This is a genomic window from Erythrobacter sp. SN021 (assembly GCF_021864455.1).
Genome location: NZ_JAKKUW010000001.1, coordinates 775,516 through 791,735, shown reverse-complemented (window position 1 = coordinate 791,735; position 16,220 = coordinate 775,516). Strand labels below are relative to the sequence as shown.

Annotated in this window: 16 protein-coding genes; 9 read left to right on the top strand and 7 right to left on the bottom strand. The window is 64.3% G+C overall.

Translation table 11 applies throughout. The annotated features are described in order from the left end of the window. Positions 1 to 55: 55 nt before the first annotated feature. The 5 genes from rpmF (at position 56) to L5849_RS03850 (ending at position 3,060) form a co-directional block, all read left to right on the top strand. Complete coding sequence (gene rpmF, locus L5849_RS03870; protein WP_067464131.1) at positions 56 to 235, top strand: 50S ribosomal protein L32; 180 nt, start codon at positions 56 to 58, stop codon at positions 233 to 235. Between the two features lie 27 nt (positions 236 to 262). After that, a complete protein-coding gene (plsX, locus tag L5849_RS03865; protein WP_115417187.1) occupies positions 263 to 1,300 on the top strand; it encodes a phosphate acyltransferase PlsX in 1,038 nt (345 codons plus the stop codon). Continuing rightward, complete coding sequence (locus L5849_RS03860; protein WP_115417186.1) at positions 1,297 to 2,262, top strand: beta-ketoacyl-ACP synthase III; 966 nt, start codon at positions 1,297 to 1,299, stop codon at positions 2,260 to 2,262. Before plsX ends, L5849_RS03860 begins: the two co-directional genes overlap by 4 nt. A 125-nt stretch (positions 2,263 to 2,387) precedes the next feature. Beyond that, on the top strand, positions 2,388 to 2,687 hold the full coding sequence (locus L5849_RS03855) for an integration host factor subunit alpha (RefSeq protein ID WP_115417952.1): 300 nt from the start codon (positions 2,388 to 2,390) through the stop codon (positions 2,685 to 2,687). A gap of 7 nt (positions 2,688 to 2,694) precedes the next feature. After that, a complete protein-coding gene (locus L5849_RS03850) occupies positions 2,695 to 3,060 on the top strand; it encodes a MerR family transcriptional regulator (protein ID WP_236924486.1) in 366 nt (121 codons plus the stop codon). 24 nt (positions 3,061 to 3,084) lie between these two features. Here the strand turns inward: L5849_RS03850 and L5849_RS03845 are convergent, their stop codons facing one another. The 5 genes from L5849_RS03845 to L5849_RS03825 form a co-directional block, all read right to left on the bottom strand. Further along, entirely contained in the window at positions 3,085 to 4,293 is a 1,209-nt protein-coding gene (locus tag L5849_RS03845) for a diguanylate cyclase (RefSeq protein WP_236924485.1), read from the bottom strand. A 134-nt stretch (positions 4,294 to 4,427) separates the two neighbouring features. Then, positions 4,428 to 7,850: a chromosome segregation protein SMC gene (gene smc / locus L5849_RS03840; RefSeq protein ID WP_236924484.1), complete on the bottom strand. Its 3,423-nt coding sequence runs from the start codon at positions 7,848 to 7,850 to the stop codon at positions 4,428 to 4,430. A 27-nt stretch (positions 7,851 to 7,877) separates the two neighbouring features. Then, entirely contained in the window at positions 7,878 to 8,618 is a 741-nt protein-coding gene (locus L5849_RS03835) for a thioredoxin domain-containing protein (protein WP_115417182.1), read from the bottom strand. Positions 8,619 to 8,728: 110 nt separating this feature from the next. Further along, on the bottom strand, positions 8,729 to 9,436 hold the full coding sequence (locus L5849_RS03830) for a thioredoxin domain-containing protein (RefSeq protein WP_236924483.1): 708 nt from the start codon (positions 9,434 to 9,436) through the stop codon (positions 8,729 to 8,731). After that, complete coding sequence (locus L5849_RS03825; protein ID WP_236924482.1) at positions 9,433 to 9,978, bottom strand: DUF721 domain-containing protein; 546 nt, start codon at positions 9,976 to 9,978, stop codon at positions 9,433 to 9,435. Before L5849_RS03825 ends, L5849_RS03830 begins: the two co-directional genes overlap by 4 nt. A 14-nt stretch (positions 9,979 to 9,992) precedes the next feature. Between L5849_RS03825 and L5849_RS03820 the strand changes: the two genes are divergently transcribed. Next, the gene (locus L5849_RS03820) at positions 9,993 to 11,012 is read left to right on the top strand and encodes an A/G-specific adenine glycosylase (protein WP_236924481.1); all 1,020 of its coding nucleotides are present in this window, start codon (positions 9,993 to 9,995) and stop codon (positions 11,010 to 11,012) included. Between the two features lie 76 nt (positions 11,013 to 11,088). Here L5849_RS03820 and L5849_RS03815 read toward each other — a convergent pair whose 3' ends face one another. Further along, the gene (locus L5849_RS03815; protein WP_115417178.1) at positions 11,089 to 11,310 is read right to left on the bottom strand and encodes a hypothetical protein; all 222 of its coding nucleotides are present in this window, start codon (positions 11,308 to 11,310) and stop codon (positions 11,089 to 11,091) included. A 110-nt stretch (positions 11,311 to 11,420) separates the two neighbouring features. Here L5849_RS03815 and L5849_RS03810 point away from each other — a divergent pair, with 110 nt between their 5' ends. The 3 genes from L5849_RS03810 to L5849_RS03800 are packed head-to-tail and all read left to right on the top strand — an operon-like array spanning position 11,421 to position 14,272. After that, positions 11,421 to 12,731, top strand: coding sequence for a serine hydrolase (locus tag L5849_RS03810; RefSeq protein ID WP_236924480.1), 1,311 nt, complete (start codon positions 11,421 to 11,423; stop codon positions 12,729 to 12,731). Positions 12,732 to 12,734: 3 nt separating this feature from the next. Next, positions 12,735 to 13,592 carry an NAD(+) diphosphatase gene (gene nudC / locus L5849_RS03805; RefSeq protein WP_236924479.1) on the top strand — a complete coding sequence of 286 codons (858 nt, stop codon included), beginning with the start codon at positions 12,735 to 12,737 and terminating at the stop codon, positions 13,590 to 13,592. Beyond that, entirely contained in the window at positions 13,589 to 14,272 is a 684-nt protein-coding gene (locus L5849_RS03800) for a DsbA family oxidoreductase (protein ID WP_236924478.1), read from the top strand. Before nudC ends, L5849_RS03800 begins: the two co-directional genes overlap by 4 nt. A gap of 91 nt (positions 14,273 to 14,363) precedes the next feature. Here L5849_RS03800 and L5849_RS16100 read toward each other — a convergent pair whose 3' ends face one another. Then, entirely contained in the window at positions 14,364 to 16,079 is a 1,716-nt protein-coding gene (locus L5849_RS16100; RefSeq protein ID WP_236924477.1) for a HAMP domain-containing methyl-accepting chemotaxis protein, read from the bottom strand. Positions 16,080 to 16,220: the final 141 nt, after the last annotated feature.

Below are 16,220 nucleotides of genomic sequence, written 5' to 3'. Positions count from 1 at the left end.
TCCCCTAGGGCGGCCACCGAAATTGATTGTAATTGTTTGAGGAACAGGTGCCGCCATGGCCGTCCCCAAGAGGAAAGTATCGCCCCACCGTCGCGGCAACCGCCGTGCGCATGATTCGCTCAAAGTCGAAGCTCATCACGAGTGCTCGAACTGTGGTGAACTCAAGCGTCCGCACAATCTGTGCCCGCATTGCGGATATTATAACGGCCGCGAAATCATCGCCGTCGGTCTTTAAGACCGTCAGATTAGCCGGAGTTTGCGCATGAGCCTGCCGCGTATCGCTGTTGACGCGATGGGCGGGGATGAGGGCGTGCGTGTGATGGTCGACGGTGCCGCCATGGCCCGTCGCCGTCACGACAAGTTCAAGTTTCTGCTGGTCGGCGACGAAACGCGGATCAAGGCCGCGCTCGAAACGCATCCCGGCATGGCCGGGGCTTCCGAGATCCTGCATTGCGACGACGTGGTCGGCGGCGACGAATTGCCGAGCCGTGCGTTGCGCCGCGCCAAAACCACCAGCATGGGCCTCGCGGTCAATGCGGTGAAGCAGGGCGATGCGGGCGCTGCCGTGTCCGCCGGCAATACCGGCGCACTGATGGCGATGAGCAAGCTTGCCCTGCGCACCATGCCTGGGCTCGACCGCCCCGCGCTGGCCGCGCTGCTCCCGACGCTGACCGATGACGACGTGGTCATGCTCGACCTCGGCGCGAACCGCGAATGCGACGCGCGCAATCTCGTCCAGTTCGCGATTATGGGGGCCGCTTATTCGCGCATCGTGACGGGGCGCGAACGTCCGCGTACGCGCCTGCTCAACATCGGCACCGAAGAAACCAAAGGTACCGAGGATATCCAGGCCGCCGCCGAAACATTGCGCGCCGCCACCGGGCTGGCCATGGATTTCGAGGGCTATGTCGAAGCCGACAAGATCAATCGCGGCGAATGCGACGTGGTCGTGTGCGATGGTTTCTCCGGCAATATCGCGTTGAAGGCAATCGAGGGCGCGGCACGTTTCGTCACCGATCTGCTGCGCAATGCTTTCACCAGCTCGCTGCGCTCGAAGATCGGCTTTCTCGTCTCGCGCCCGGCGACCGAGCTGCTCAAGCACCACCTCGATCCCAACAACCACAATGGCGCGGTTTTTCTGGGGCTCAACGGCGTGGTCGTGAAAAGCCACGGCAGCGCGAATGCCAAGGGCGTGGCCAATGCCGTCGAAGTGGCCGCACGCCTGCTGGAGGACGATATCACCAACCGCATCAAGCAGGATCTCGGCGCGATCGAACCCGCGAGCGTGGCGGCGAAATGATCCGCTCGGTCATCACCGGCACGGGCTCGGCGCTGCCCCGCAACTGCGTCACCAATGCCGACCTTGCCGAGCGTGTCGACACAAGCGACGAGTGGATCGTCGAACGTACCGGCATCCGCCAGCGCTATATCGCCCAAGAGGACGAGACGACTTCCAGCCTCGCCACCGATGCCGCACGTTCCGCATTGGAGGCGGCGGGCGTCGATGCGTCCGAGATCGGCCTTATCATCCTCGCCACGGCCACCCCCGACCATACCTTTCCGGCCACCGCCACTCAGGTTCAGGCCGCGCTCGGCTGCGGCGGCGGGGTGGCCTTCGACGTGCAGGCGGTATGTTCGGGCTTTCTTTATGCGCTGGCCACGGCGGATTCGCTGCTGCGGACGGGTATGGCCACAAAGGCGCTGGTGATCGGTTCTGAAACCTTCAGCCGCATTCTCGACTGGGAGGACCGCACGACCTGCGTTCTGTTCGGTGACGGTGCGGGCGCGGTCGTGGTCGAGGCGCAGGACGTGGCCGAGGACGGGCCGGGCATCTTGTCGAGCCGCTTGCACGCCGATGGCCAGCACAAGGACATGCTCTATGTCGATGGCGGCCCGTCCACGACGGGCACGGTCGGCCATTTGCGGATGAGGGGGCGCGAGGTGTTCCGCCATGCGGTGGTCAACCTTGCCGAAGTGCTCAGGGAAGTGCTCGTCGATGCGGGCCGGGACGCTGGAGATATCGACTGGGTCGTGCCGCATCAAGCCAATGCTCGCATTCTCGATGCCACGGCGCGCAAGCTCGGCTTGCCGGCAGAAAAGGTCGTCGTGACAGTCGATCGGCATGCCAACACCTCGGCTGCGTCGGTGCCGCTTGCGCTGGATACAGCCGTGCGCGATGGACGGATCAAGCGCGGCGATTTGGTCATGTTCGAAGCGATGGGTGGAGGCTTCACCTGGGGCGCGTCGCTGGTTCGCATGTAGTTGGCGTTCGGCGATCTCCTCCGGGGTTTGCCAGACGCGCCGCAAATCCCTATATTGCTTGGTGAACTTCGAGATGGCTCGTATTCTCGCTCAGGGTCGCTTCTGACGGGAAGGATAGAATGGATATGATGCGTTCCGTAGGCACGCTAACTCGGGCCGATCTGGCCGAAACAATCAATCGAAAGATGGGGCTCAGCCGGGCGGATTCGCTCGAGCTGGTCGAAGCGATCCTCGCCAAGATGTGCGATGCGTTGGCCGATGGCGAGAATGTGAAGATTTCCGGCTTCGGAAGTTTCGTGCTGCGCGACAAGAGCGAGCGCGTCGGACGCAATCCCAAGACCGGGATCGAGGTGCCGATTACGCCGCGCCGTGTGATGACTTTCCGTGCCAGTCAATTGCTCAAAGAGCGTATTGCGAACGGTTGAAACCCTGATGGCGACATTCGACGACGGCAAGGACGAAGGCGCACTGCGCACCATTGGTGAAGTCGCCAAGGCAACCGGCATCAAAGCGCATGTGCTGCGGTATTGGGAACAGCAATTCCCGATGCTCAAGCCGCTGACCCGCAGCGGCGGTAGGCGGTATTACCGGCCCGACGACATCGAACTGGTCGAACGGATCGATGCGCTCGTCAACAAGCAAGGCTATACGCTGAAAGGGGCCAAGGCCGCATTGCGTGGTACACCCGATCCGCAGGCCATGGCGCAGAAAGCGCCGACCCCGGCCTCGGCGCAGGGAACCACCGTGGAAAAACTCAAATCGATCCGGGACGAACTGAAGGCCGCGCTGGCAACCTGAACGGCCACCTATCTTCCGTGCCGCTCAAGCCCGACTGACTACCGCCGGTTCATCGGTGGGTTCGGCATATTCGGTGCGGTCTCGGCCCAGAGCCTTTGCGCGATATAGTGCCGTATCGGCCTCGTGTAGTGCATCGTCGAGCTTGGCATCGCCATCGGCTATGGACACGCCGAGCGATGCCGTGGTGACCAAGCCCGAGACATCAAGCTTTGCGGCGATCTCCGCGATGTTTTTGTGAAGCGCTTCGGTCGTATGACGATTCTCTGCAATTGAGCGGAAGGGCATCATGATGGCGAATTCCTCGCCGCCCAGCCGTGCGGCGATATGGTCGGGACCGACCTGCGTCTTAAGCACCTCGACTATCGCCTCTCCGACGCTTTCGAGCACCCGGTCGCCCGTGGCGTGACCAAACCGGTCGTTGATGGACTTGAAGTGATCGATGTCGATCATGATCACAAGCCGCCGCGGCCAACCCACCCGTTCCGCATAAGTGAAGAATGCGCGCCGGTTGAACAATCCGGTCAGGCTGTCGTGATCGGCCATGTGCATAGCGCGTTCCAGCGATACGCGCAGACTTTCGCCCAGGCGCCGGTTTTCGACCAGAAGCTTGGCAGAGCGTTCGTGCCCGAAGGTCGAGGCATGCGAATAGGCAATGAAGATCAGGAAGAGGATCGTCATCCCGGCCATAAGGGCCAAACCGTCGGCCGCGCCTGTCAGATACAGGCCGAGGCCGAATGCGCCCAGAAAACCGCTGGAAAAACTGAGCGCGAGCCCGCGCATCGGTGACAGCATCGTCACGATGATGCTCATCCCTATCAGGGTGCCACCGCCGACCAAAAGGCGGGCGGGGTGAAGCGTCGGGAAGGCGAGGATCGGCAGCATTGTCGATCCCCAGGCCATTCCGCCGACGAAGAGCGACGCGGCGAGCCAATTGAATGCCCGCGCAATGCCGCGTTCCTCGCGCAAAGCTGAGCGCATGTTTGCAAAGCCGGCGCGCGTGCCGACCATCGCAAGCAGACGGAAGAGGAGGGGCAGAATGAAATAAGAGGCATTGGGCAGAAAGAAAGCTGCCCCGGCAGTAACGAACCAGCAGGAAAGATTGGCGATGACCGAGCGTTGCTCGGTATCGACCAGCCCCTTTAGAATTGCGCGCCGGACCTCTCGTTCGCGAGGGATCCCGTGTTTTCTCGCCAAATCCTGCTCGGCTCGCTTGGGCAACAATCGTGCAGTCATACCCTCGCCCCCCATTTCCGAAATGGTTGAGGAATGTCTACCCCACCACCATTTGTAGTCGCGCTAATTCGCAACTAAGTGAAAGCGCCTAGGACTTTTCCCAAGGGCTAAAGCCTTGAGAGCAGGGTCTGGGATCATTCCGCTGCCAGCAATTCCTCCGCTCCGCCAAGGTCGACGCTGACCAGGCGGCTGACGCCTTTTTCGATCATTGTCACGCCGAACAGGCGGTGCATACGGCTCATCGTGACGGCATTGTGGGTGACGATCAGATAGCGCGTTTGCGTCTCGCGCGTCATCGCGTCGAGCAAATCGCAGAACCGGTCGATATTGGCATCGTCCAGCGGCGCATCGACCTCGTCGAGCACGCAGATAGGGGCGGGGTTGGTAAGGAACAGCGCGAAGATCAACGCGGTGGCGGTAAGCGCCTGTTCGCCGCCCGAAAGCAGGGTCAGCGATTGCAGCTTCTTGCCCGGCGGCTGGGCGAAGATTTCGAGCCCGGCCTCGAGCGGATCGTCGCTGTCGATCAGCGCCAGATGCGCCTCGCCGCCTTCGAACAGGCGGGTGAAGAGCCGTTTGAAGTGATCGTTGACCTGCTCGAATGCGGCGCGCAAACGCTCGCGGCCCTCGCGGTTGAGATTGCCGATCGATCCGCGCAACCGGCTCACCGCCTCGCGCAGCTCCTCCTGTTCGGCCGCGTTGGAGCCATGCTCGTTCTCGATCCGCTCCAATTCCTCGGCTGCGACCAGATTGACCGGCCCGATCCGCTCGCGGCTGGCGGTCAGGCGGTCCATTTCTTCTCCCTCGTCCTCGGCCGAACCGAGCGTGTCCTCGTCGAATTCGAACCGCGTGGGCAGCAGCGGGGGCGGGCACTGGAAGCGCTCGCCAGAAATCCGCGCCATTTCGATCCGGCGGCCATCCTGATTCTCTGCCCGTTCCGCCAGGCCAGCCCGGCTTTCGCGTGCCTCGGCCAGCCTCTCATTGGCGGCGGCAAAGGCATGGTCGGCCTGCTGCGCGGCGGCATTGGCCTCGCCCACGGCTTTCTCGGCTTCAGCAAGGTCGCGCGTCAGGCGCTCGCGCACCTGGTCGCCTTGTTCGATCTCGCGCATCAGGCCTTCGGGCTTGGCGGAGGTGATCGCACGCTCTTCCTCGATTTCCTCGGCGCGGATTTCCATTTCCGACAGGCGCCGCGCCGCATCGCCGCTGCGCGCCTGCCAGTTGGCCATGTCGCTGCGCTGGGCCAAAGCCCGTTCGCGCGCGACCGCCAGCGCCTGGTCGTGGCTGGCAAGCTCGGCCCCGCGCGCTTGCAGAGTCGAGCGGGCGGCTTCGTTCTTCGCCCGGGCCGCTTCCAGCGTAGCGCGCCCGGCCTCGGGATCGGGCAGGGCGTCGCGCTTCGTTTCGGCAGAGGACAGATCGGATTTGGCGGCAGCCATCACCTCGCCCTGCTCGACCTCGCTACGATCGAGTTCCGCCAGCCGCGCGGCGAACCGCTCGCGCGCTGCCTCGGCCTGATCGAGCGCGCGCAGCGCTTGCCTCTCCGCGTCGGCGGCACCGGCCAGTTCGCGATCGGTCGTTACGAGATCGCGTTGAAGCTGCCCCAGCTCCTCGCTCGCAGCATCGAGCGATTGCCGGGCAGTCTCCGCAGCCTCGTGGAGCGCGGGGAGGCGGCGGTCGAGTTCGGTGAAGCGGTTTTCCGCTTCCAGTCGCGCGGCTTCCGCCGAGCCTTCACCACGCACCACGAGACCATCCCACCGGCGCAAATGGCCGTCCAGACTGACCAGCGCATGGCCAGGGGACAGGACCCGTCCGTCATCGGCCTCGGCGACATGCACCAATGCCAGCAGGGCGCGCAGTTCGTCGGGACAGGTGTCGACATGAGCGGATAGGCTGTCGGTCGCGGCCGCGGGCGCGTCCGCCCCGGTCCAATAGCGCCCTTCCGCCTGATCGTCGGGCGGGCCGAGCAGTGCCTTCCCATCGCGCCCCAGCGCCGCCGCCACCGCACGTTCGTACCCTTTTGCCGCACGTACCCCGTCGATCGCCTGTCGACGTCCCTTGCGCTTCGAGGCGGCCCGCTCGCGCGCCTCGCGGTCGCGCTTGAGCGCCTCCCATTCTCGCTGGACGCCCGAAAGCTCTGCCTTCGCTTCGGCCAGCGCGGAAGAAGCCGTATCGCGTGTCGCCTGGAGCTTGGCCTTGCGCGCCTGCATTTCCTCGACCTTTTTACGCAGGTCTTCCATCGCCGCCGTAGTGTGTTCGGCCGCTGCCTTCGCCGTATCGACACCGGCATCCGGATCTTCGCCCATCAGCGCCGCGCGCTGTTCGGCCATCCGGTGTCCCTCGGATTCCAAGCGATCGAGCCGCGCCTTCGCTTGGGCGATTTCGGCTTCGGCGACACGCCATTCGGCTTCCACCCCGGCATTATCGGCTGTGGCCTTGGCCAGCGCGAGTTCGGCGGCGCGGCTGTCGCGTTCGGCCTGCTCGCGCGCGCGTTCGAGCTCGGGGCGCTTCTCCTCGTCTTCGGCCAATGCCTTCTCGCTTTCCGCCAGCTCGCGTTCGAGCCGCGCCAGCGCTTCGGCGGCGTCCTCGGTCAGGCGGTCGGCATCGCCGCGATCGGCTTCGAGCCGCGCCTTCTGGCGGTTGAGGTCGGCGAGACGCTGCTCGGCAGCTTCGAGCTGGCTGGTGAGCGCCGCCATGCGGTGCCCGTGGGCGCTGGCATCGTCGCGGCGGTCGGCCTGTTCCTCGCGCGCTTCTGCCAGCGTTTCGGCAGCCGAGCGCTGGGCTTTCTGAGCCTCTTCGGCCGCCCGCTGCGCTTCGGCAACGCGGGCCTCGGCTTCGCCCGCCGCCTTTTTGGCCTCCTCGGCAGCCGCTGCGGCATCGCGCCAGCGGGCGAAGACCAGCCGGGCCTCGGCGGTCTTGATCTGGTCGGAAAGCTTCCTGTAGCGCTCGGCCTGCTTGGCCTGCCGCCTCAGCGAGGCGATCTGGCTGTCGAGCCCGGCCATGATGTCTTCAAGCCGTTCGAGATTGGTCTCGGTCTGCCGCAGCTTGCTCTCGGCGTCGCGGCGGCGAACATGCAGACCGGCAATCCCGGCGGCCTCTTCCAGCATCTGGCGGCGCTCGGTGGGTTTGGCGGCGATGACCTGGGCGATTTTGCCCTGGCTGACGAGCGCCGGGCTGTGGGCGCCGGTGGCGGCATCGGCAAAGATCAGCGCCACGTCCTTGGCGCGTACATCGCGTCCATTCAGACGATAGGCGCTGCCGGCCCCGCGTTCGATCCGGCGGACCACTTCCATTTCGTCGCCACCGTCGTCTTCGCCCTGGAGGACGACTTCGGCGAAATCGCGTCGCGGGCGGCTTTGCGTACCGGCGAAGATGACGTCTTCCATCCCGCCTGAACGCATCGATTTGGGCGAGTTTTCGCCCATGACCCAGCGGATCGCTTCGAGCAGATTGGATTTGCCGCAGCCATTGGGGCCGACGACACCTGTCAGACCCGGTTCGATGAACAAGGTGGCGGGTTCTACGAAGCTCTTGAAGCCACTCAATCTGAGCTTCGAGATCTTCATCGGTGTCCGTTCCCCCCGGCCGGCGCCCTACCTGGCGCCGGCGCGCTGGAGGATGGGCTCCAGTGCTGCCCAGGTATTGGCATCGGCATGGTTGCCGTTGATCAGGAAGGTCGGCGTGCCCTGGATGTCGAGTTCATCGGATTGCTTGGTCGAGTTATCGGCGATTTTGGAATAGGCGTCTGTATCCGCAAGGCACTGACGCGCCTGGTCCTCGCTCAGTCCACGGGCGGCGAAGAAATCGTAGAATCCCCCGACCTCCGCCAGCCGGACCAAACGCTCTTCGGGAGGCAGGTTGAGCGATTGTTCGACTGCAGCCTGGTTTTCGAAGATGGGAGTAAGTACCTGTTGCTGGTTGGCAAAGACCTGATCCGATAGCGGAATGAAGGCTTCGTCCGCTGCACAGCGCACCATCGTGGCCAGGGCGAGGTCGTGGGGGCCATGGATCTGGTTGCGCAATTCGAAGCTGACCCGGCCGGAATTCACATATTCGGAAACCAGGGGCTCCATCCCTTCTTCCGCGAAGCGCGCGCAGGTCGGGCACGTCAGCGAAGCATATTCCACCACCTTGATCGGCGCGTCGGGATTGCCGATCATGTACCCGTCCATGTCGGTAACGGTCACCATGTCGCGCCACTCGGTTCCCTCGGGTGCCGGAATGGCGGCGATTGCTTCGCCGGCGATCTCGCCTGTTTCGTCAGCGCCCGAACCGCAGGAGGCAAGCGCGAGGGCGATCGGTGCGGCGAGAGCGAAACGCAGGGTCTTGGTCATCGGAATCCTCTTATCTGGACTGGGGAGGCTAGGTCAGGGGGCACGGCGAAGGGAAGGCGCGCCACTGCCTATCCACAGGCCTTTCCCCCGAAAAACAGGTTCGCCCGGGTTCAGAACACGTCGGCGAGATGTTTTTCGAGGCTGAGCCAGTCATGCGTGCCTTCGAGCAGTTCGCCGTCTAGGACGAAGCTGGGAGTGCCGGTGAGGCCGTATTTTTTGACATCGGCGGCTGACGTATCGGCCATCGCCCGGGCTTTCGCTTCGTCCGACAGACAACGATCGAGCTCGGCACGGCCGTAGCCGCGCGTTTCCATGATATCGTAGAAATCGAGATCGCTGGCGATCGCCTGTAGCCGCGCGGGAAGCGAGCCAAATTGCCAGCGCGAGCGCTGCGCCTGCGTAGCCTTGGCGGCTTTCCCAATCCATTCGTCGAAGCGATACATGATCGCTTCGTGATTGCCGCCGAACTTGCTGGCATCGCCGCAATGGGTCAGCAGGGCTGCGGACAGATCCACCGGATCGCGGATCAGGTGGCGGATTTCGTAGCTGATACGGCCGCTGGGAACGTAGGCCACCTTGATCGCTCCTTCGCCATTGCGCGCGAAAGTGGCGCAGTGCGAACAAGTATAGCTCATGAACTCGATCAGCTTACGGTCAGCATCCGGATTGCCGAACAGGTGCCCGCCATCGGTTTCGGCCAGCATGCTGCCCCAATTGCCGCCGGGAAGGATCGGCCGTTCCTGTGCGCTCGCGCTCAGAGCGAGCGTTCCGACGCCCAGCAGGGCAAGGCCCTTCAGCATCATGCTTTTGATTTTCACGTGTTCTCGTTCCCGTCTTCTTGCGATCCGAGACTGCGGGCCAGCGATTCCAGCACTGTCCTCAATTCGGGATCCCCAATATCGCGCAGGCTGTCGCCCAATTCCATCGGAATCGGTTTTAGCGATGGCGGTGCCTTCGGCCTGTCCCTGTCAGGGGGTGGCTTAACCTGGCCTTGCCGCAACTTGATGCGGGCAATGGCGCGATAGCCGAAAAACCGGTTCACCCGGTCGACGATTTCGGGGATCACCTGCTGCACTAGCGGCGCGTGCGCTGGTTTGACGACCAGATGCATGATGCCTTCGGATTTCTCGCCCGGGGGGAAGCGAATCATCTCGGGTGTGCAGACCTTCGCATGGGTCTCACCCACGATTTCCGGCCAGCGGCTCACCACGGAGCTTTGGACGAAGCCGAAGCGGCGGAACGCGCTGCGCCCGATCTGCGGCATCAGATCGCTGATCGGTTTGGCCCCGCCCCCGCGCGGGCGCTGGTACTTCTTCGATCCGGATCTGGTCTTGTCGCTTCCCATCGTGGGAGCGCTCATGCCATAGGCGGGCCGTGACCGCCACCGTCTCCGATAGATTGCTCGACTGGTACGATGGGCATGCGCGCGATTTGCCGTGGCGCGCGCGGCCCGGAGCGCCGCCACCCGACCCCTATCGCGTATGGTTGTCGGAAATCATGCTGCAACAGACGACTGTTGCGGCGGTGAAACCCTATTTCGAAACCTTCATCTCGCGCTGGCCCACGGTCGAAGAGCTTGCCGCAGCTCCGCAGGAGGACATCATGGCGGCATGGGCGGGGCTGGGATATTACTCGCGCGCACGCAATCTTGTGAGATGCGCGGGAGAGGTGGCGCAGCGTGGCGGATTTCCCATGACCGAGGGGGAATTGCGCGAACTGCCCGGGCTGGGTGCCTATACCGCGGCCGCCGTGGCCGCGATCGCCTTCGACCGCCGCGCGGTGGTCGTCGATGCCAATGTCGAGCGGGTAGTCGCGCGGCTTTTCGCCATCGAAGACCCGCTACCGGCTGCGCGCAAGGCGATCCGTGCTGCAGCCGCTGAGATTACGCCGGAGAAGCGGGCGGGCGATTTCGCGCAGGCGATGATGGATCTGGGTTCGGGAATCTGCACGACGCGCGATCCCAAATGCCTGCTCTGCCCGCTAAGCGCAGACTGTCGGGCTCGTGCGACGGGCGATCCGGCGCGGTTCCCGGTCAAGGCACCGAAAAAGGCCAAGCCTGTGCGGCAGGGGCGCGCCTACTGGATCGAGCGGGAGAATGCCGTGTGGCTCGTCCGACGCGAGGGCAAGGGGATGCTCGGTGGGATGCGCGCGCTGCCCGATGATGGCTGGAGCGCACGCGGCGATGGCTTGGGCGAGCCGCCGCTGGATGGGGACTGGGAAGGTGCGGGAATGGTACGGCACACCTTCACTCATTTCGCGCTCGAACTGTCGGTGCAGGTGCAGCGTGATGCAACACAGCCCAGCGGCGAGGGTGAATGGTGGCCTCTCGACACGCTTAACGAAGCGGGCCTGCCGACGCTCTTCACCAAGGCCGCCCGGCTGGTAACGTCATGATTCCCCGCGCAGGCGGGATCTTCAGACAGCGATGCGCTCGACCGCCTGAGGCTCCCCCTTCGCGGGAGATCGATCGTCAGATAATCCCGCCGCCCAGCGTCAGCCGCACAGCGGCGATCAGCAGCACGATCAGACAGAAATTGCGCCCGGTGTTGCTCGACGAAAGCTGGCCCAGCACCACGCCGACCGCAATCAGCGGCAGCGCGAGCCAGTTGGCCCAGCCGAGAAGGGGGATGGTCGCCGGAATGACGACGACGAGCGAGACGATCCCGAACAGGATGGAGAGCAGGTTGAGCATGTGTCCTATATGGTTAGGACACTGGCCGATTGCAACAGTTTCGATTGGCAATTGACGCTCTGCCGTCGCTCCCGCACAAACCCGCCGATTTGAAATCCGGAGAGACACGAATGGCCTATCGCACCTTCGACACCCCGCAGATGTCCCGCCGCGCGCTGCTGCGCGGGGGTGCCTGGCTCACTGCCGGGGCAGCGCTGGCGGGGTCGCCGATGGGAAGGCTGGCCGCCGCCCGCGAGTATGCGGCGAACTGGCGCAACGTGAGCGCCATGGTCGACAGCTATGTTGGCGAGCGCAAGGTTGCCAACATGATCGCCGCGCTGGGGTGGGGGCGTCAGGACCCGCTCTATATCGCGCGCGGCACGCTGGCTCTGGGCGGGCCGAGCAAGGTGGATGCCGACAGCCTTTATCGTATCTATTCGATGACCAAGCCCATCACCGGCATGGCCGCGATGATGCTGATCGACGAGGGCCGCCTCGGTCTCGACCAGCCGATCGCCGAACTGCTTCCGGCCTATGCGAACATGCAGGTGCAGAGAACCTATGACGGGTCGCTGACCGATCTGGTCCCGGCCGAACGCCCGATCACCGTGCGCCAACTGCTTACGCATACTGCGGGGCTGGGCTACAATATCGTGCAGAAGGGGCCGATCAGTGCCGCCTACACCGAACAGGGTCTGATCCCGGGGCAGGTCAGCCGTCTGCCAATTCCTGGTCTTGGCCGGGGTCAGGCAGTCACCGGGCTCGACACGTTCGCCGATCGCCTCGCCAAACTGCCGCTGGTGCTGCAACCTGGCACCAAGTGGAGTTATTCGGTCGGTCTGGATCTGCTCGGTAGGGTGATCGAGGTGGCCAGTGGCATGGCCTTCGACGAATTCCTGCACACGCAAATCTTCGAACCGGCGGGCATGACCAGTACGTTCTTCACCGTTCCCGAAAGCGATGTTGCGCGCTTCACCACCAATTACGGGATCATGAACAACACGCCGCTGCCGATGGATCCGGCCAGGGCCTCGATCTATCTCGACGAGCCGCCGTTTCCCTTCGGCGGCGCGGGGCTGGTTTCGTCCGCCCGCGATTACGATCGTTTCCTCACCATGCTGCTCGGCTACGGCATGATCGACGGCAAGCGCGTGATGGGCGAACTTGCCGTGCGGGTGGGCACGTCGAACTTGCTGCCCGCCACCGCGACGACCGAGGGCACCTGGGTCGAAGGACAGGGCTTCGGTGCGGGCGGCCGCGTGACCGACGGCGCCTATGGTTGGGGCGGGGCGGCGGGCACCGTCGCCTTCGTCAATTTCAAGGCCGGCCTGCGCGCGACCCTGATGACGCAATATATGCCGTCCGAAGCCTATCCGATCCATACCGGCTTTCCCGCAGCGGTGGGCAAGGATCTGGCGGCGATGCAAGCCGCGAAAGCATAAGGTATGCTCGCATTTACCGGCTCGCGCCTCGACCGCGCCGACCACGTCCGTGCCGATCCCGAACGGCTGGCGGGTTACATGAACTGGAAAGCGCGGGTGCTCGCGCTCGATGGGCTGATGCCTGCGATCGGCGACGATGGCGGGCTGGTCTGGGGCACGCTGGCCGATGTGCCGGAGGATGCCGAACTGTGCTTTCTGGGGCTCGACGAAGGCAAGGCCTGTTTCGCCGCCGTACCGCCCAAAGGCGATGCCAGCCCGCGCATGGCAAACCCGCGGCTCTGGTCGCTCATGGCGACGTTGCGGCCCGACGATCTGGCGATCTACGGCGGCGCGCGCAGCCTGACCGACTGGCATGCGCGGCACCGGTTCTGCGCGGCCTGCGGGGGTGCCACGAAGCTCGCCAAGGGTGGCTGGCAGCGCGACTGTACCGCTTGCGGCGCGAGCCATTTCCCGCGCACCGATCCGGTCACCATCATGCTGGTCGAATATCAGGGCAAGTTGATGCTCGGTCGCGGTCTCGGATGGCCGGAGGGGAGCTTTTCCGCGCTTGCCGGTTTCGTCGAGCCGGGCGAGAGTATCGAAGAAGCGGTCAATCGCGAGGTGCTGGAAGAGGCGGGCATCACGGTGCGCGATGTCTCCTACATCGCCAGCCAGCCCTGGCCCTTCCCGAGCCAATTGATGATCGGCTGCCATAGCCATGCCGACAGTGACGAGTTGACCATCGACGAGACCGAAATGGCCGAGATCAACTTCTATACGCGCGAAGAGGTGGAAGCCGCGCTGGCCGGTAACGGTCCGTTCCGCTGCCCGCCGCGCCATGCTATCGCGCATCACCTGATGCAATGGTGGGTGAAGAGATGAGCGAGCCGAGAACCTTGCGGATCGATATCTGGTCCGATGTCATGTGCCCCTGGTGCCTGGTCGGCTGGGGCTCCCTGCAGAAGGGGCTCGAACAGCTCGATGGCGAGATCGAGGCGGACATTCGCTGGCATGCCTTCGAACTCAATCCGGACATGCCGCCCGAAGGCGAGGAAAGCACGGCGCATATCGCGCGCAAATACGGCTCCACCCCTGAACAGTCCAAGGCGGTGCAGGGCCGCATGCGCGAAGCTGCCCAGAATGCCGGTGTGTCGCTCGACTACGCTGGCCCCGATCCCGAACCGCAGCGCTGGATGTGGAACACGTTCGATGCGCACAAGCTGCTGACCTGGGCGGGCGAGGAACATGGGGCGGCCAAGCAGACCGAGCTCAAGCTTGCGCTGTTCCGGGCGCATTTCAACGAGCGCCGCAAGATTGCGGATCACGACGTGCTGCTCGACGTGGCGGAGGATGTCGGTTTCGACCGCGCGGGTGCCGAAGCCGCGCTCGCCAGCGAGGAACTCGCGCATAAGGTTCGCGCCGAAGAGCGCGCCGCCTGGGATCTCAACATTACCGGCGTGCCCGCAATGGTGGTCGAGAACAAGTTCATGATCCCCGGCGCGCAGCCGCCCGAAGCCTATGCCGACGCGCTAAGGAGGGTGGCTGAGAAGACTGCCGCCTAGAAAAAGCCTTGCCAGGTCGGGCGCGATTGCATCGCCCCTATGCCTTCACTGGCTTGGCAATCCGGGACACTCCCGGACAATCGTCGTATCGTCACGCCGCGCGAACCGAACTCACGAATTCGCGCGCGCGGCCTTCTAGATCGCGGGCCGTGTGGTCGAGTGTCGCTGCGGATGCGAGTACCTTGTCGGCCGCTGCACCGGTGCTGCGGGCCGTTTCACCGATCTGTGCAATTCCGCCGCCGATGTTGTCGACCCCATTGGCTGCGCGATCGAGATTGCGGGCAAGTTCGCGGCTCGAAAGAGACTGTTCGTCGACCGCTTGTGCAATGGCGGTCGCGGTTGTCTCCACTTCGCGGATACGCTCGCCGATCCGGGCGAGGGCTTCGACGCTTTCACGCGTCATCACCTGCATCCCGACGATGCGCGAGGCGACATTGCCGGTAGCTTCGCGAGTCTGACGGGCGAGTTCCTTCACTTCCGAAGCAACCACGGCAAAGCCGCGTCCTGCCTCGCCACCGCGCGCGGCCTCGATCGAGGCGTTGAGTGCCAGCAGATTGGTGCGATCGGCGATCGCGCCGATCAGATCGACGACTTCGCCGATTTCCTCGGCGACCCCGGCCAGTTCGGACATCTTCGTATCGGCGGTCTCCGTCGACTGGCGCGCATCCTGGACCATATTGGCCGAGATGCCTGCCTGGCGGCCGATTTCGGCAATCGACATGGCGAACTGGTCGCTTGCCGAAGCGGCGGCCGTAACGCCGCCTTGCGTCTCGGACATGTCGCGGGAAACCTGTTCGACCACGCCGATGGTTTGTGTTGCGGCTCCCGCCATCTCGCTCGAAGTCGATTGCAGCTCGCGCGAGGCTTGCGTTACGCTGCTCGCGACTTCGCCCACGCCTCCCTCGAAATTGTCCACCAGGCGGCGTAAGACTGCATTTTGGTCCTCGCGGGCCTTGCGTTGCAGATCGGCCAGGGCATCGGCACTTTCACGGAAAACCACCAATGCGCGCGCCATTTCGCCGATCTCGTCATGCCGGTCGGTCGCCGGGATCGCGATGGATCGGTCGCCGCCCGCCAAGCGGGTCATGGCCCCGGTGATCTCTGCCAGCGAACCGGAAACCTGGCGTGAGAGGCCCCGCGCGCCGAAATGGACCAGGGCAATGCAACCCGCGATGAGCGCCAGGGCAACGATCATTGTCCAGGTCTTGACCCTGGCGAGCGATTGTTGAGCTGTATCGGACTGCACCGCCAGCGCGGCTTCGATTTCTGCGGCCTGCCGCGCGAGCTGACCGCCACTGATGTCGATCGCATCCGCCAACGCATTGCCCGTGATGGAGGGGCCGTGAACGGTGATCGAAGCCTGCAAGGCACGCAGCTCCGGTTCGAAGCCCTCGACCTGCGTCACCAACCATTCCATCTGCGCGCGGGATTCGCTGTCGCCGCCGTCAAGCGCGATGGTGGCATCGATCTCGTCGCGTGCCTGGGCCAGCGTAGCGAAAGCGGAGGCGATCGTTGTGCGATCGCCATCCGCAGCATAACGCGAAGCGAAATAGCGGCTTTCGGCGATCGATGTCGCGAGTTGCGAAGCGGCCATGGCGCGCGATGCATTCACCGCTGCCCGATCGGATCGATCGGCGAGCACCGCCTGCGCCCCGCCGAGGATCGCACCGAGCAGGACGAGGATAACGGTGAAGGAAAAGGCGAAGACGCGCACCTTGCCCGCAATGCTGGAGCGCATGAGCCCATAGCGTTCCAGGAAACTGTTGCTGTACGACGAGTCCGCCCCGGTCCGAGCAAGCTTTTTCACGGCAGGCTTCGCTCTTACCGGTTCTGGAGGAGTGTCCGGATCGGCTTCCCAAACGAATGCATCGGCATATTGGGGCTGGAAGGTCATCGGAGGGACGCTGCGCTGTTGACGATGCCTCCCGCTTAAGGAGCAGAACTTGCC

Excerpts from the sequence above, each read along its gene's own strand:
- rpmF (WP_067464131.1), top strand. The coding sequence starts at position 56 with ATGGCCGTCCCCAAGAGGAAAGTATCGCCCCACCGTCGCGGCAACCGC.
- plsX (WP_115417187.1), top strand. The coding sequence starts at position 263 with ATGAGCCTGCCGCGTATCGCTGTTGACGCGATGGGCGGGGATGAGGGC.
- L5849_RS03860 (WP_115417186.1), top strand. The coding sequence starts at position 1,297 with ATGATCCGCTCGGTCATCACCGGCACGGGCTCGGCGCTGCCCCGCAAC.
- L5849_RS03855 (WP_115417952.1), top strand. The coding sequence starts at position 2,388 with ATGATGCGTTCCGTAGGCACGCTAACTCGGGCCGATCTGGCCGAAACA.
- L5849_RS03850 (WP_236924486.1), top strand. The coding sequence starts at position 2,695 with ATGGCGACATTCGACGACGGCAAGGACGAAGGCGCACTGCGCACCATT.
- L5849_RS03845 (WP_236924485.1), bottom strand. The coding sequence starts at position 4,293 with ATGACTGCACGATTGTTGCCCAAGCGAGCCGAGCAGGATTTGGCGAGA.
- smc (WP_236924484.1), bottom strand. The coding sequence starts at position 7,850 with ATGAAGATCTCGAAGCTCAGATTGAGTGGCTTCAAGAGCTTCGTAGAA.
- L5849_RS03835 (WP_115417182.1), bottom strand. The coding sequence starts at position 8,618 with ATGACCAAGACCCTGCGTTTCGCTCTCGCCGCACCGATCGCCCTCGCG.
- L5849_RS03825 (WP_236924482.1), bottom strand. The coding sequence starts at position 9,978 with ATGAGCGCTCCCACGATGGGAAGCGACAAGACCAGATCCGGATCGAAG.
- L5849_RS03815 (WP_115417178.1), bottom strand. The coding sequence starts at position 11,310 with ATGCTCAACCTGCTCTCCATCCTGTTCGGGATCGTCTCGCTCGTCGTC.
- L5849_RS03810 (WP_236924480.1), top strand. The coding sequence starts at position 11,421 with ATGGCCTATCGCACCTTCGACACCCCGCAGATGTCCCGCCGCGCGCTG.
- nudC (WP_236924479.1), top strand. The coding sequence starts at position 12,735 with ATGCTCGCATTTACCGGCTCGCGCCTCGACCGCGCCGACCACGTCCGT.
- L5849_RS03800 (WP_236924478.1), top strand. The coding sequence starts at position 13,589 with ATGAGCGAGCCGAGAACCTTGCGGATCGATATCTGGTCCGATGTCATG.